Annotated in this window: 14 protein-coding genes; 8 read left to right on the top strand and 6 right to left on the bottom strand. The window is 68.7% G+C overall.

Features of this window, described 5'->3' with window-relative positions; genetic code table 11:
- Window positions 1-5: 5 nt before the first annotated feature.
- On the top strand, window positions 6-638 hold the full coding sequence (locus I6J71_RS15585) for a T6SS immunity protein Tdi1 domain-containing protein (protein ID WP_204095365.1): 633 nt from the start codon (window positions 6-8) through the stop codon (window positions 636-638).
- 191 nt (window positions 639-829) lie between these two features.
- On the opposite strand, the gene I6J71_RS15580 is transcribed toward I6J71_RS15585, so the two are convergent.
- A complete protein-coding gene (locus tag I6J71_RS15580) occupies window positions 830-1,255 on the bottom strand; it encodes a hypothetical protein (RefSeq protein WP_204095364.1) in 426 nt (141 codons plus the stop codon).
- Here I6J71_RS15580 and I6J71_RS15575 point away from each other — a divergent pair.
- The 3 genes from I6J71_RS15575 to I6J71_RS15565 all read left to right on the top strand — a co-directional run bounded on the left by I6J71_RS15575 (window position 1,247) and on the right by I6J71_RS15565 (window position 5,633).
- Window positions 1,247-1,507, top strand: a complete 261-nt coding sequence (locus tag I6J71_RS15575; protein ID WP_204095363.1) for a hypothetical protein — start codon at window positions 1,247-1,249, stop codon at window positions 1,505-1,507. The genes I6J71_RS15580 and I6J71_RS15575 overlap by 9 nt on opposite strands.
- Before the next feature lie 419 nt (window positions 1,508-1,926).
- Complete coding sequence (locus I6J71_RS15570) at window positions 1,927-5,100, top strand: discoidin domain-containing protein (RefSeq protein ID WP_239155364.1); 3,174 nt, start codon at window positions 1,927-1,929, stop codon at window positions 5,098-5,100.
- A 125-nt stretch (window positions 5,101-5,225) separates the two neighbouring features.
- Window positions 5,226-5,633, top strand: coding sequence for a nitroreductase family protein (locus I6J71_RS15565; RefSeq protein WP_204095362.1), 408 nt, complete (start codon window positions 5,226-5,228; stop codon window positions 5,631-5,633).
- A gap of 387 nt (window positions 5,634-6,020) precedes the next feature.
- Here I6J71_RS15565 and I6J71_RS15560 read toward each other — a convergent pair whose 3' ends face one another.
- Complete coding sequence (locus I6J71_RS15560; RefSeq protein WP_204095361.1) at window positions 6,021-7,010, bottom strand: tyrosine-type recombinase/integrase; 990 nt, start codon at window positions 7,008-7,010, stop codon at window positions 6,021-6,023.
- Window positions 7,011-7,230: 220 nt separating this feature from the next.
- On the opposite strand from I6J71_RS15560, the gene I6J71_RS48220 reads away from it, so the two are divergent.
- Window positions 7,231-7,560 (top strand): DUF397 domain-containing protein, encoded by a 330-nt coding sequence (locus I6J71_RS48220; protein ID WP_239154868.1) that lies wholly within the window; start codon window positions 7,231-7,233, stop codon window positions 7,558-7,560.
- Window positions 7,561-7,910: 350 nt separating this feature from the next.
- Here I6J71_RS48220 and I6J71_RS15550 read toward each other — a convergent pair whose 3' ends face one another.
- Window positions 7,911-8,183, bottom strand: coding sequence for a hypothetical protein (locus I6J71_RS15550; RefSeq protein WP_204095360.1), 273 nt, complete (start codon window positions 8,181-8,183; stop codon window positions 7,911-7,913).
- A gap of 155 nt (window positions 8,184-8,338) precedes the next feature.
- On the bottom strand, window positions 8,339-9,337 hold the full coding sequence (locus I6J71_RS15545; RefSeq protein WP_204095359.1) for a carbon-nitrogen hydrolase family protein: 999 nt from the start codon (window positions 9,335-9,337) through the stop codon (window positions 8,339-8,341).
- Window positions 9,338-10,118: 781 nt separating this feature from the next.
- On the opposite strand from I6J71_RS15545, the gene I6J71_RS50730 reads away from it, so the two are divergent.
- On the top strand, window positions 10,119-10,298 hold the full coding sequence (locus I6J71_RS50730) for a lasso peptide biosynthesis protein (RefSeq protein ID WP_204095358.1): 180 nt from the start codon (window positions 10,119-10,121) through the stop codon (window positions 10,296-10,298).
- Between the two features lie 46 nt (window positions 10,299-10,344).
- On the opposite strand, the gene I6J71_RS15535 is transcribed toward I6J71_RS50730, so the two are convergent.
- Complete coding sequence (locus I6J71_RS15535; protein ID WP_239154866.1) at window positions 10,345-10,818, bottom strand: recombinase family protein; 474 nt, start codon at window positions 10,816-10,818, stop codon at window positions 10,345-10,347.
- 295 nt (window positions 10,819-11,113) lie between these two features.
- Between I6J71_RS15535 and I6J71_RS15530 the strand changes: the two genes are divergently transcribed.
- Window positions 11,114-11,356 carry a hypothetical protein gene (locus tag I6J71_RS15530; RefSeq protein ID WP_204095357.1) on the top strand — a complete coding sequence of 81 codons (243 nt, stop codon included), beginning with the start codon at window positions 11,114-11,116 and terminating at the stop codon, window positions 11,354-11,356.
- 290 nt (window positions 11,357-11,646) lie between these two features.
- Window positions 11,647-13,245 carry a tannase/feruloyl esterase family alpha/beta hydrolase gene (locus I6J71_RS15525; RefSeq protein WP_204095356.1) on the top strand — a complete coding sequence of 533 codons (1,599 nt, stop codon included), beginning with the start codon at window positions 11,647-11,649 and terminating at the stop codon, window positions 13,243-13,245.
- A gap of 33 nt (window positions 13,246-13,278) precedes the next feature.
- Here I6J71_RS15525 and I6J71_RS15520 read toward each other — a convergent pair whose 3' ends face one another.
- A complete protein-coding gene (locus I6J71_RS15520) occupies window positions 13,279-14,031 on the bottom strand; it encodes an IclR family transcriptional regulator (protein WP_204095355.1) in 753 nt (250 codons plus the stop codon).
- Window positions 14,032-14,123 lie beyond the last annotated feature (92 nt).

The following is a 14,123-nucleotide window of genomic DNA, read 5'->3' as shown; positions in this document are numbered from 1 at the left end:
TTCGGATGTTCCAACGTTTCCGCGCCGAGTACGCCCCGCTTCGGGACGCGGTTCCGGCTGGCTCGACGTGGCGGCATGAACGGCTCGTCGGTGTTGAGGGGTACCTCGACTTCGCTTCGGAGTTCGCCGGAGCGACCTTCGGAGGCGGCCTGTACCGGGTCCACGACCACACGTCTGGCTCGCAGGCGTTGACGCTGATCGCGGAGGCGTTCTCCGAGTATGCGACCCGCGTCGGCCCGTTCGGCTACGACTGGCTCGGGCGGCAGTTCGCCGTCGACTCCGGCCGCACCGTGGATGGGCAGCCGCAGGTCCTCCTACTCGAGCCGGGAACGGGCGAGGCTCTGGAGATCCCGCTGCCGTTCGCGGCATTCCACGACGAAGAACTTGTCGAGTACGCGGACGCCGCACTAGCAACAGAATTCTTCGACTCGTGGTCAGCCGTCAACAGCGACTCTGTGCCGCTGCGCCGCGACCAGTGCGTGGGCTACCGAGTCCCGCTGTTCCTCGGCGGCCAAGACATGATCGAGAACCTTGAGGTCAGCGACCTGGAGGTCTACTGGTCGATCTGTGGCCAGCTGCGACGTGGCGCGCTGAGCCTGCCGCCGGGGACCGCGATCAACGACGTCACGAAGCGTTAGCCGGCGTTGTCGAGGGCTGCTCGGATGCGGGTGCTGGCGAGTAGCCCGTCGAGGATATGGAGCAGGGCGGCGCGGTCAGCTTCGCCGATCTGTTCTCTCCAGCCAGGTGGTCCTCGGCGTGCTGACCGCTCTGGTGTGAAGTACCCGGCCAGCCAGCGTGGGAGCCGCCGCTGGCGGCCATGCCGCCGCGGCTACAGGGACACGTATTCGCGGATCTTGCCGCGGACGTGCGGGCGGTGGTCACCAACGGCGATGCCCAGCGTCGGGAGCCGCTTGGCGATCTGCAGCTCGGTCAGTGGCTTGGTGACCGGGACATCGGCGTAGCCACGGTCGTCGGTGTCCCACTTCGCCAGGTCCGCTTCGACGCCGCGGATACGGGCGACGACGCCGTCGACGACGTAGACGATCGCCTTCAGCCGTGGCCAGCGGGCCGGGGCGATCGGGAACCACTTGTGGTCGGCCTCCAGCTGCACCTTCTCGCCGGCGCCGGCCTCCCCGTAGCGCCGGCTGGTGGCGGCGTCGATCTTGCGGGTGCGGGTGTTGCGGTAGACCGCTAGCGCGCAGTCGCCGCCGTCGGCCGGTACGGGGAGCGACGCTGGGAATACCCCATGGCCCACCCGTTCGAGCCGAACGACCACTTCAACCCGCTCTACGGTCAGGTACTCACCCTGCGGTGCGCCGAACTCGGCAACGAACTCGGCGGCGAGCAGCACATCAGCCCCTACGCCGTGCGCGTGCTGGCCGACCAGCGTCGCGAAGTAGCCGTGCGGATCACCGCCGCCGTACAGGACGCCCAGTTCGGCCCCCCGATCACGGGCACACCTGAACGAGCAGCGTGGGAGCAGCGGCGCCACGACCTTGAGCGGTGACGATGACGCCGGCGTCCCCGTCCTGGGCCACGATCGGCGTGAAACGCGAAGACCTACTGCTGGCTACACTGTGCCCGATTTTCTCCGATGCGGAGATCTGGCGGTTGCGGTCGTGGCGGGAGGAGCTGGGCCGGGACGAGCTGATCCGGTTCTTCACGCTGGGTGCGGGTGACCGGGTGTGGCTGGAGGGGCCGCCGCGGTGCTGCGGGCCGGTGGGGGCGACGGCATGTGCCGTCGCCCCTTCCTTTGTTGTTTGCCTGCCTGCCCAGGCGGCGTCACTTCGCCTTCTTAGGGTTCCCCGACGTGGTCTGTGCGGGATTGGCGGTGTGCGGTCGTCCCGGCGCTGGACGGGGACCACGGCCTGGTGGTTCGACGGCGTGGTTGAACTGCTCCCAATGAAGCTTGAAGGGGATCACTCCATGCAGGTAGTACGTCAACGACGGGGGAAGGCTCGCAGCGGCCCTCTCGCCAGAGCTGTGGGCCGCAGATTCGTGGTCGCGGTGGCAGTCGTTGCCGCCGTGACCACCGGTGCCGGCGTCGCGTTCGCTCAGACGAATCAGTTCGGTTTCGTGCACGCCGGCCAGACCACCGATCAGGGCCTGGTGGCTTCCAGTGGCCAGTACGTCAAACCCATCGGCCAGCGTCTGGTCATCCCGTCCGGCAAGATCATGTCGTCCTCGGTGAGCCCGGACGGCACCCACGTCGCCGCCTCGCTCACCGACGGCGGGCAGGTGCTCGCCATCGTGAATCTGAAGAACTACAAGGTGCAGCAATACGTCGGCACCAACGACCAGTCGGACCTGCGGGTCAGCGGCGGCGACGTGGGTCAGGAAGGCCCGACGTACTCGCCCGACGGCGCACAGCTGTGGCTGGGCCGGATCGACGGTTACACGAAGTTCACCGTGAACACGGACGGCAGCCTCGCGAGCCCGACGAACATCAGCATTCCCGCGCAGGGCTCGAAGCACGCGCTGTCCGCCACGCCGGTGTTCTCGGCCGACGGCAAGACCGCGTACGCCGCCGTCAACGGCCAGAACCGCGTGGTGGCCATCGACGCGGCCACCGGGGCCATCCAGCGCAGCTGGGCCGTGGGCACCGCGCCGCGGGGCATGGTCCAGGTCGGGACCAAGCTCTACGTCAGCAACGAGGGCGGTCGCCCGGCCAAGCCCATGCCCGGCACTCTGCTCGCCCAGGTCAGCACGGTCACCACGAGCGCTGAGAACCCGCCGAACGAAGTCGCTGTGAACCTCAAGGACCACGATCCGTCGACCAAGTGGCTGGCGCAGCACCCGACCGGCTCGGTGACCTATCGGCTGGCCAAGCCCGCGGCGGTGGTGCAGTACTCGCTCACCTCCGCGAACGACTCGCCGGGCCGCGACCCCAAGGACTTCACCCTGCAGGGCTCGAACGACGGCAGCACCTGGACCGATGTGGACAAGCGCACGGGGGAGCGCTTCGACTCGCGGTACGTCACCAAGAGCTACACCTTCACCAACACCACCGCGTACAGCTACTACCGGCTGAACGTCACCGCGAACTGGGGCGACCCGCTCCTGCAGCTCAGCGGCTGGGACATCAGCGACTCGACCGCCCCAGCCGAGCCCACGCAGAACTCCTACGGCACCGCGGTGCCGGCCGATCCGAACGCAGGCAGCACCACCGGCACCGTCAGCGTCATCGACCTGGCGAAGCCGGACGCGGACGCGGCGAGCATCGACGTCGGCCTGCACCCGACCGCGGTGTACGCGAAGCACGGGGCGGTGTTCGTCACCAACACGAACAGCAACACCGTGTCCGTGATCGACACCGCCGGCGACAAGGTCGTGCAGACCATCGCGACGCAGCCGTGGCCGGATGCCTCCGTCGGCTACGATCCGAACGCGGTGACGCTCACCGACGACGGTCACCTGCTGGTGACGCTCGGCCGGGCCAACGCCGTGGCCGTCTACAAGTACACCTCCGCGCGGGAGCCGGTCTCCTACGTCGGCCTGCTCCCGACCGACTACTACCCCGCAGAGATCGCCACCTCCGGCGACGACGTGGTCGTCTCCAACACCCGTGGTATCGACGCCTTGCGCAACACCAGCAGGCACAACAGCCACGACACGACATCGAGCCTGACGCGGTTCACCCTGCCCAGCGACAGCGCCATCCACGGTTACACCGCCAAGGTGTTCGCCCAGAACGGCTGGATCGGCAACTCGGTCAAGCAGAGCAACGGGAACCCGAACGTGGCGCCGGTGCCGGTTCCGGTGAAGATCGGTGACCCGTCGACGATCAAGTACGTGTACCTGATCGTCAAGGAGAACCGGACCTACGACCAGGTCTACGGCGACATCCCCGCGGGCAACGGCGACCCGACACTGACCGCCTACGGCGCGAACGTGACGCCGAACCAGCACGCGCTGGCCGCGCAGTTCGGGCTCTACGACAACTTCTACGACCCGGCCACGAACTCGGCCGAGGGGCACAGCTGGCTGATGCAGGCCGACGACCCGGAGTACACCGAGTCGACCGCCGGGGAGTACCAGCGCAGCTACGACAGCTACAACGATGTGCTGGGCCACCAGGCCTCCGGGTACATCTGGACCGCCGCCGAGGCGGCCGGCAAGACGGCCCGAGACTTCGGCGAGTACCAGATGCAGTCCAACAACAAGCCGGCCGCGGCGACCTGGCAGAACCTGTACTGCGACAGCAAAAACATGGCGGCCGACCCCACAGCAACCACCGCGTACCCGATGTACTCGAACGTGGACATCCCCTCGCTCAACGACATCTCGGTCCACGCCTTCCCCGGCGGCGACCTGGCCATCCCGGACAACTACCGGTACCAGATCTGGAAGCAGGACTTCGAGAAGAACGGTCCGGCAAACCTGAACATGATGTGGCTGCCCGACGACCACACCGGCGGCCCGGTCACCGGGCCCGCCCAAGTCGCGGACAACGACCTGGCAGTCGGCAAGCTGATCGACACCGTCTCGCACAGCAAGTACTGGAATCAGTCCGCGATCTTCGTGGTCGAGGACGACTCCCAGGCCGGCATCGACCACGTCGACGGGCACCGGGCCCCGGTCCAGATCATCAGCCCCTGGGCCCAGCACAGCGTGGTGGACAGCCACTACTACACCCAGGCCACCATGATCCGCACCATCGAGCAGATCCTCGGCATCCACCCCCTCAACCAGATGGACGCCGCGGCCAGCCCGATGAGCTCGGCGTTCACCACTACGCCCGACTACACGCCGTTCACCGTCGTGCCCAACCGCACGTCGCTGACCCTGGGTCTGTCCACCCCGCCCTCGTGCGGCGCCGACACCCCCGCGGCGCAGAACCCGACCGCAGCACCCGCGCCGACCACAGCGGCGGTCCCCGCCGGGGCGCGGAACGTAGCCGCGCAATGGCAGACGTGGAAGGCGTCGCAGCCGTTCGTCGGGGACAACTCCAAGGTCGACAGCGCACCGCCGGAGCAGATGAGCCGCTTCAGCTGGTACGAAGCAACCGGATGGACCAAGCCCTACCCCGGCGACACCAAGATCTACGCCCCAGCCCAGGTCCCCGGCGCCTACCTCCCCGGCCTCGACGGCGACGGCTGACCCGCAGACAGCGCACACCACCAGGACGGCCCGCCGGATCCCCCGACCCCGGCGGGCCGTCCGCTTTTGGCGTCCGGCGCGAACGTAGTAGGCCTCGGGCGGCCCCCAATGCCTCGCACGCGATCGTGTTCACGACCCGCAAGACGATTCCCGGCGAGCACTTGGAGGAGATCTTTGCGAAGGAGCGCGCGGACGGTCGCTTCGCGGACCCGGAGATCCAGTCGGGATGGGAGGCTGGAGCGGCCGGCTTCGTGAAGATCCAGTCGGAGAACTATGGCGGCGACGTGCTGCACTGGCTGGAGAAGAACACCTATCTCGTGGTCGGCGCGACCATGATGGCCGCCGCTTCTCTCGGAGTCGACGCCACCCCGTTCGAAGGATTCGACCGTGCAGCGATCGACGAAGCGTTCGGCCTCACCGACACCGACTTCACCACGACGCTGATCATGGCGCTCGGATATCCCGACGAGACACGCGTCTCCCACCAGCCGGTCTCGCGCTTCGAAGCCGAAAAGATCTTCACCCACATGTGACGAACCGAGCGGGTGCGCGATCGGGCGCCGGCTCGGTTCGGGATCACGCCGCCGTCGCCGGCCGCTGGCCGACGACGACGGCGTGATCGCAACGAGGTCGCCGCGGTCGCCCGCCGGATCGGTCGGCAGCCGCGCTTCCGCACCGATGACCCCACCACTGGGTAGGTGGCGCTGGCAGCACGTGCAGGAACCGAGGGGCGCAACAGGTCATAGCCGTAGCTGCGCAACGTCGCCGGGCTGACATCGCACGCCGCGAGATCACGCGCGTACTCGCGCGGCGAGAACCGGTGCCTTCTGGTCGGTTCCGAAGACCGCGGGGTCGTCTCGACTGTGCGTGCTGCGCGTGCGCGCGGTGGTTGCACCACGAGCGCGTTCCTCGCGCAGGGACTACAGATCGAGTTTGCTCAGGGCGTTGTTGGTCCAGCGGTCGACGACGCGGAAGTAGAGCTGCAGGGCGCGGGAGCCGCGTTTCCAGCGGCCCTGGTCGGCGATCTCGTCGTCGCTGGCGCCGGCCCGGCGGAGTTCGGTGGCCAGCCCGCTGCGCAGGCTGTGCCCGGTGAGCCGGTAGCCCAGCCCGGCCCGCTCGCCGGCGCGGACGAGGATCTCGTCGATGGCCTGCGGTGACAGCCCGGCGGCGCCGACCCGGCCCCACCGGTCGACCGGGCGCAGCGCGGCGCCCTCGGGCTGCAGGAGCGCGGCGGCGACCCAGCGGTGCCAGGCCCGCACCGCGCAGGTTTCCGGGTGCTCGCCGTGGACGATCGGCGAGGTCCCGACCGACTTGCCGTACCGCACCGTGACCACCAGCCCGCGCGGATCCTCGGCTATGTCGCGCGCCAGCAGATGGCTCACGTCCGACACGCGCCCGGCGATGCCGAACTCCAGCAGGACCAGGGCCCGGTCCCGCAGGCCCGCGACGGTGTCCGGGCACGCCCGCGACACCTGCCGCAGCTCGGCGACGGTGATCGGGCGGGCCTGGCCGCGGCCGAGAACGAGGCCGGCCTCGGCCAGCCGGCGCTGGTACCCGGCCAGGGCGTGCCGGGCGGCCTGGGTCGCGACCCGTTCCACCGCCACCTTGTACTGCGCGCGCAGCGTCACCGTCACGCCGGTCAGGCGCCGGTCGATCGTCGCGGGGGCCGCGTGTTTGCGGGTCTCCAGCCACCACACGAACCCGACCAGCGCGCCGGGGGTGCCGGCCAACAGCGGGATGCCCGCCTCGGCGGTGTAGTCCTCCCAGACCCGCCAGTCCGAGGCGTAGGCGCGCAGGGTGTTCGCCGGACGCTGCGTCCGGACGTAGGTCTCGGCGATCGCGTCCAGCGTCGCCAGCCGCTCGGTCGGGCTCGCCGCGTCCTCCAGGGCGTCCCACCGCGGCGCGAGCACCAGCGCGCCGCGCCCCGCCGCGCGGGCGTCGCCATCGTCCGAGGCGGGGGGTGCCCAGTTTTTCGAGCGCGCCTGAGGGCCGGCCGGCGGCCCCGGGCGCCCCCCACGTTACGGTGTCCGATTCGCCCTGTTCATCACCCACGATATGTGACCCGATGGAGGCCTGCTGGTCGACACCGACGAGGGGCCGGACCAGTCATGATCGCGTCCTCCGTGGCGCATGGTGGAGCAGCTCGACGTGCGCCGCGTCCATAATGTGATCGTGTCCGCCGACATCCGAGGTACACCAGACCAGCCGGGCCTGGCGCTCCCCGCCGGACAAGTCGCGCGAAATCATCCGAGACATTCTGAGGAAGTTGAGCGAGTCATGATGCAAGGCACCCACTGGCGGACGCCGCTGCGCAGCGGAAATCAAGGCAACTGCGTAGAGGTGCGGCCGGACGATCGGGAGGTCGCCGTGCGCGACACCAAGAACCGGGACGCCGGCCACTTCACCGTCACTCACGAATCGTGGACGGCGTTCACGAACTACGCGCGCACCCAAGGCTGACCACCCAGGCGCGACGACGAAGGGCCCCCGCACACCAGCTGGTGTGCGGGGGCCCTTCGCGCTATCCGGTCAACTCGCGCAGGGACAGCCCGACACGTCCATCACGCCGCTCGCCGGGGCCAGCGTTGACCAGTGCTGCGCACGGCAGGCCCTGGTCCTTCGCCCGCCGGCACAGCAGCGAACGGACGAGTCCGAGATGGCCCCAGCCCGCAGGCCACTGAGCATCCCGACCGGAGGACCAGGGCTATGCCCCTTGAGCACGACCGCCGCGGGTCAGGACGGTGGCGGGCGGCGCATCAGGCGCCGCAGGTCGTCCTCTGTGATCTCGTCGCGCCAGATCGGCAGCTCAGTCATCGGTGTCCACACGCCGCTGACCTGGCGGCCGTCGTCGAGCTGCACGAACCCGCGGAACCGCATCGCAAGCGGGCGGTGGCCTGACCCAGCTTCACCATGCTCGCCCGCAGCCGGTCCTGGTCCTCCAGCCGCACCTCGTGCTGGTCGTCCCGGCACTGGATTTCTGGCGGCAGCAGGTAGACCGCCATCGCCTCCGCGGCGGTCTCTCCGAAGTCGAACTCGAGGCCGGCCTGCCGGACCCGCAACAGGCCGTGGTCACGGGCCTCCACACCCCCCGCGGGTAGGTGCGCGCGTACTGCGCTCGGGTACGCGCCGCCAGATCAACCGCGGCGCCACGTGCCGCGGTTGATCGGCCGGGCCGGGCCGCGAGCACGCCTTGTCTCCGCGTCAATGCTGCGCTGACAAGGGATGCACCGGCCCCGGTTCATTCCCCGACGAGGGGAGCGGGAGGCGCGAAGCGCACCTCCCGAGGCCCATTCCCGGCCGGCCCGTCGTCCACCGGTGGGCCGATCGTCAAGGGCTTCAGCTCCCGGTCGTCGAAATGCACGCTGAACTGCTTCGGCCAGTAGTGCCCGGTCGTCTCCATCAGAAAGTACGCGGGAATCAAGCTGTTGAGGTCGATCTCCCCATAGACGATGCCTTCCTCGTCCGGTCCGAGCGGCCCCGCGAGCACGCGGCCGGTGCCGCCCTCGATGATGGCGCTCCACGCCAGGGTCGGCTGCCGGTCGGCGCCGATGCCGAGTTTCTCCAGCACGTCGTCGCCGACCACTAACTGGCTTGCCACGACGAAGGTGTTGTAGGCGATCGCGTGGTAGCGCGAGCATATTTCGGCCAGCGACACGTCGGAGGAGCTGAAACCCAGCCACGACGCGATGTGCACCTGCTCGCCCATCGCCGCCAGGGTGTACCCAGGCAGCGCCATCGTGTGTTCAGCGCAGATCAGGCCGCCGAGCTTGCCGACCTCGGTGTCGTACACTTTGTGCGTGCTGCCGTCACCATCGCCCCAGACTAGTTTTTCCGGCCCGGTCGGCCGGAATTTCCGGTGCTTGCCGATGATGCGCCCGGCGGGGTCGAAGTAGAGCAGGGTGTTGTAGAGCGTCTTGCCCGATCGTTCGTTGATCCCGATCGCCACATAGGCCCCCGCCGTACGCGCCGCTTCGCCAAGCCGCATCGTGGTATCGCTGGGAATCTCCACGGAGTGGTGAAAGAGCTCGGCGGAGAACCTGCGGCCTTCCGCCATGGGCAGATGCCAAGCCCAGTACGGCCCGCCCGGGATGAACACCTCCGGCAACGCGATGAGCCGCGCGCCGTGTCGTCCCGCCTCCTCGATCAGCGCGCAGGCCTTGGCCACGCTGGCTTCCCTGTCGAGGAAGACCGGTGCGGCCTGAACCGCCGCCGCCTTGAACTTCGACTGATCTCCCATTTCCGCCTCATTTCTTCCGACCATGGTTTCGATGGAAATGCCTAGGTCGAGCAGCGCGTGATCCGATCCACGGCGGCCGACCGCCGATCACCGAGCACGCCACGGACACCGCCTGGCCAGGACTCACTGGCCAACAGGGCGGCCCGGGCGTTGGTCTGACCCACGATGTGCATCAATGATTGCGGAGTGAAGCGCACATTGAACCGCGCAGGACCACAGCCTGCCGCAGGACCGAGCGGGTGCTGGCACGCTGGGGACGCCGCCAAGGTCTTCGCCGGCTCGGAAAACTTCTCCGACAACTCCCGCAACCACAACCGCGAACTCGGCCTGATCATCAACGACCCCAACCGTGATCACCGGCATCGACAACACCTTCACCAGCGTCTGCTAATCGACGGAGCCTGGTAGGCACCCGTGGACTCGCGACGGTGCACCCTGCGGCAAGCGGAACGGTGAGGAGCAGGTGATCATGCGGAGGTTCCTAATCGGTAATAGGGGTAGTTTTTCCGGCTCGCGAGCGGGCTGGTTGGTGTTGGCCCACCCTTCCCATCTCCACTCACCGCTGCGGCTTGACTCTCAAGCCGCAGCGGTGACCGAACACAGGCCGCAGTAAGGGCGGAGATCGCTGGCTAAATTTTGTCGAGCGTCGAAGTTCGGTTCTCCATCGATCCAGCCAGGAATCACTCATATCCGGACGGGCTCCTGGTCGTGTTCGTCGCCGACCCTGGAGCCCAGCTCAAGGTTCGGCGACCTCCACTCGTAACCCGAACGGCTGCGACGCGTGCTGCGGCTGCTGCGCCGAGGCGCCCGGCCCGCACCGTTGCCGTATACGGCCCGTGCGTGGCAGGCGGTGGCCACCGTCTCGCTGCGCGCCGCGAGCGACCACGGATGCTTGCTCCGCTCGCTCGCCATCGTGATCGCATGCCGCTTGGGCGGCTACACCCTCACGGGGTCGCCGTAGCATTCGCCGAAAATTGGGCGGATATGCCTGACCAGCGGCGATCCGGTCAGGTGGTCGGGCCAAGCTCCGCGAACTCGGTGTGGGCTTGTTCGATCGCCTCGGGGAACCGCTCGCGCTGAGCGTGCTCGGCCAGCGCCCGGTAGATGCTGGCTACGCTCGGATTGCGGCCCTTGCGCTTCCCGCTGGGGATGACCAGGTCGGGCTGGATGTCTTCGACCGACTCGCCGCCGGCACGGCGGCGCAGCACGGTGTGCAGCATGTCATCGGTGATGACCGGCGGACGGCCGCCGTGTTTTCCCTTGCGGGAGGCGGCGTTGAGGCCCTCCAGGGTGGCCTCGCGGATGTTCTCCCGGTCGGTCTCGGCCATCGCGGCGAAGAATGCGAACAGGATGCGGCCGGTGCCGGTCGGATCGTAGATGCCGGGCAGTGGGCCGCCGAGCATCTCCAGCACGATGCCGTGCGCGGTGAGGTGATCGGCCAGCGCCGTCAGCTCGGCCGAGTCCCGACCGAGCCGCTTCATCACCGCCGGAGAGAACCTCACCACCGGCGAAACGCAAGGACCCGCCACGTGAGCACCCCGGCCGGACAGGAGACCACCACGCTGCTGCTGCGCGGCCCCTCCGGCTCGGGCAAGACGCTTCTGGCCGAGGCCCCTGCGTGCCGACTTCGGCTACGGCTCGCGCTGGTCCAGCAGGATGTCCTGCGCGGCCGCTGCTGCGCGAGCACGACCACCCCGGCGCAGCGAATATCGGCCTCATCGACACCGTCACCCGCTGCGCCCTCGGCGCTGGCTTCCACGTCGTCCTCGAAGGGATTTGCACGCCGAGCGCTACGGCACCATGCTGCGCGGTCTCATCGCCAATCACCGCGGCCACGCCTACGTCACCTACCTCAACGTGCCGTTCGAGGACACCGTCGCCCGCCGCCAGGCGCAGGAATTCACCCCCGAGGACATGCGCGGCTGGTGCGCCATCACCTGCCGGCTGGATCGCCGGCCTCACCATCAGGCGCCGAGCTGTCGCCCTGAAACCGCAGGGTGCGCTGGTATCGGGCTCTGACACGACCTCGACCACCTAGCCACCATCGAGGCCTACCGCGAACAAGGTCCCCGCCTCGCTGGTAGCGCCCTACCCTCGCGGCCTCATCACGGCCAGCGAACTGCCGCCTTCACCGCCGACGGCTTAGCGCACTCTGCATCTGCTCAGCGCCCGTCCGTGTTCCGCACAGAAGAACTTCCGGGCGCGCGCCGCACAATTCCCGTCACCCGTGCTTAATCTTCCTCCGATTAAGCGGACGAGGGCGTCGGCGATTCCCACCGGCGTCCATTGAGGACAGTCGGAGGTAGTGCGTGAAGAGACCCACACGGATACGGCTGGCAGGTGCGCTGGTGCTGGTGGTGGCCGCGGCGGTTTCCGCGGTGACCGCGGTGCAGGCGCAGGCGACGGGTGACCACCACGCGAGCCACCAGCCGCGGCGGTCGTGCGAGAGCCTCGTTTCGGCGCGGTTCGCCAACACGACCATCGTCAGCGCGACGGCGGTCGAGGCGAGCAAAACCGCTCCGGCCTACTGCGACGTGCAGGCGACGGTCACGAACGCCCCCGCCTATACCGACAGCGTGAAGATCGGCGTGTTCCTGCCGATCAGCACGTGGAACGGGAGCTTCCAGGGAATGGGGGGCGGCGGCTTCAGCGGCGGCGATCCCACGAACCCCGACAGCGCCGCGCTGGCGGGTGGCTACGTGACGGCCGGCTCGGACACCGGGCACCCGGACAAGTCCGGGAGCTTCGCGCTGCGCCCCGACGGAACGCCGGACTGGCAGGCCATCGACGACTTCGGTTACGTCGGCATCCACGAGATGACCGTGCTGGCCAAGCAATTGACCAAGGCCTACTACGGGCAAGCCCCGGCGTACTCGTACTTCAACGGCTGCTCGACCGGCGGCCGGCAGGGGCTGATCGAAGCGCAGCGCTATCCCCGTGACTACAACGGCATCTCCGCGGGCTCGCCGGCCATCAACTCGAACAAGCTTCGGGCCGCGCAGATGTGGGGCCAGATGCAGATGCAGCTCGCCGGAGACTTCATCCCGCAGTGCAAGCTGGCCGCCTTCAACGCGGCCGCCACGGTGGCTTGCGACAAGCTGGACGGCGTCGCCGACGGCATCATCAGCGACTGGCAAGGCTGCCACTTCGACGCCCGCACGGTGATCGGCCAGGCGACGCCCTGCGGCACGGTGACCGCCATCGACGCGGACATCGTGAACAAGATCTGGCAGGGCCCGGTGGACCCGAAGGGCAACCCGTTGTGGTTCGGCCTGCAACCCGGAGCTTCGTTCGGCGGGCTGAACAACACGGTCACCGCGGCCGACGGCACCACCACCGGCAGCCCGTTCGGCGCTTCGGACGAGTGGTACCGGTACTTCCTCGCCCGCGACCCGAAGTTCGACTGGCGCACGATCACCTACCCGCAGTTCCTCGACTTCTTCCAGCAGGCGAGCTCCGAATACACCGACCTCGACGTCACGTCCTCGGCGACACCGGACCTGTCCTCGTTCAAGGCCGCCGGGGGCAAGATCGTCATGTGGTCGGGCACCTACGACCCGCTGGTCTACCAGCTCGGCGATCTCGACTACGTGCAGCGGGTGCGCGACGTGATCGGCGGGGCGAAGCAGACAGACCAGTTCCTCCGGTTCTTCTTCGCCCCCGGTGTCGGCCACTGCGGCGGCGGTGCCGGAGCCGCGCCGACCGACCAGTTCCAGGCGGTCGTCGACTGGGTGCAGCACGGCAAGCCCCCGGCCCAGCTTGCTGGGGCGAAGACCGACGCGGCGGGCAAGGTCACGATGACCAGGCCGATCTGCGCGTACCCGCAGGTCGCGCGGTACCGCGGCGGTGACCCGAACACCGCGCGCAGCTTCACGTGCGCGAACGATTTCGGCAGGATCAAGAACTAGCCGCAGGCCTGTGACCGGGGCAGTCCGTCCCGGTCACAGGTCCGCACCGGCCGCTTCGGCGGCCGTCTGAACCATCTTCGCCAATTCCGGTACGTCCACCCGGGAGCAGCGCGCGGACGGCACCGCGGTCGCCAGCGCCGCCACCGCCCGGCCGGCGCTGTCCCGGACACACACGCCGACCGCCACGATTCCGCGCTCGCTCTCCTCGAAGTTGGTCGCATAACCACGCCTGCGCACGGTGGCCAGCTGCCGCTGCAGCGCTGCCCGGCGCATCGACGGCCCCGCCGGCGAGTCGAGCAGATCGCGCGGGTAGAGCGCCTTGACCTGCGCCGCCGACAGCTCCGCGAGGAGGGCCTTGCCGCCGGAGGTGCAGTGGGCCGGCAACAGCATGCCGGTGCGGGTGCCGATGCGCAGCACGTGCGTGGCTTCCACGCAGTCGAGGAACCGCACCCCGTTGCCCTCCAGCACCATCAGGTGACACGTCTCGCCGAGGTGCGCGTTGAGCCGCTCGACGTGCTTGTGCAGCAGGGTCCGCAAGTCCGGAGTGGAGGGACCCGACACTGTCATCCGCTCGAAGGCCGGGCCGGGCCGGTAGGCCTTGTGCGCGTCCTGGACCGCGAAGCCCCGGTAGCTCAGGGCACCGAGCAAGCGGTGCGCGGTGGAGCGCGCGACGCCGAGGTGCTCGGCCGCGTCGGTCACCCGGACCTGCTGCCGTTCGGCCAGCATGAGCAGGAGCTGGAGCACGTTGTCGGCGGACTCCACCGGATACCCTGGTTTGTTCTGCACCGAAGAATTGTACGACAAGTCGATTCTGGTGGAAGAAGGTCGCGGTTACGGTCCCGGTATCCGAAATCCACGGGGCAACGTTGCCCGGGAGG

It is taken from the genome of Amycolatopsis sp. FDAARGOS 1241 (assembly GCF_016889705.1).
Lineage (GTDB): Bacteria > Actinomycetota > Actinomycetes > Mycobacteriales > Pseudonocardiaceae > Amycolatopsis.
This window is presented reverse-complemented; position numbering and strand designations above follow the sequence as displayed.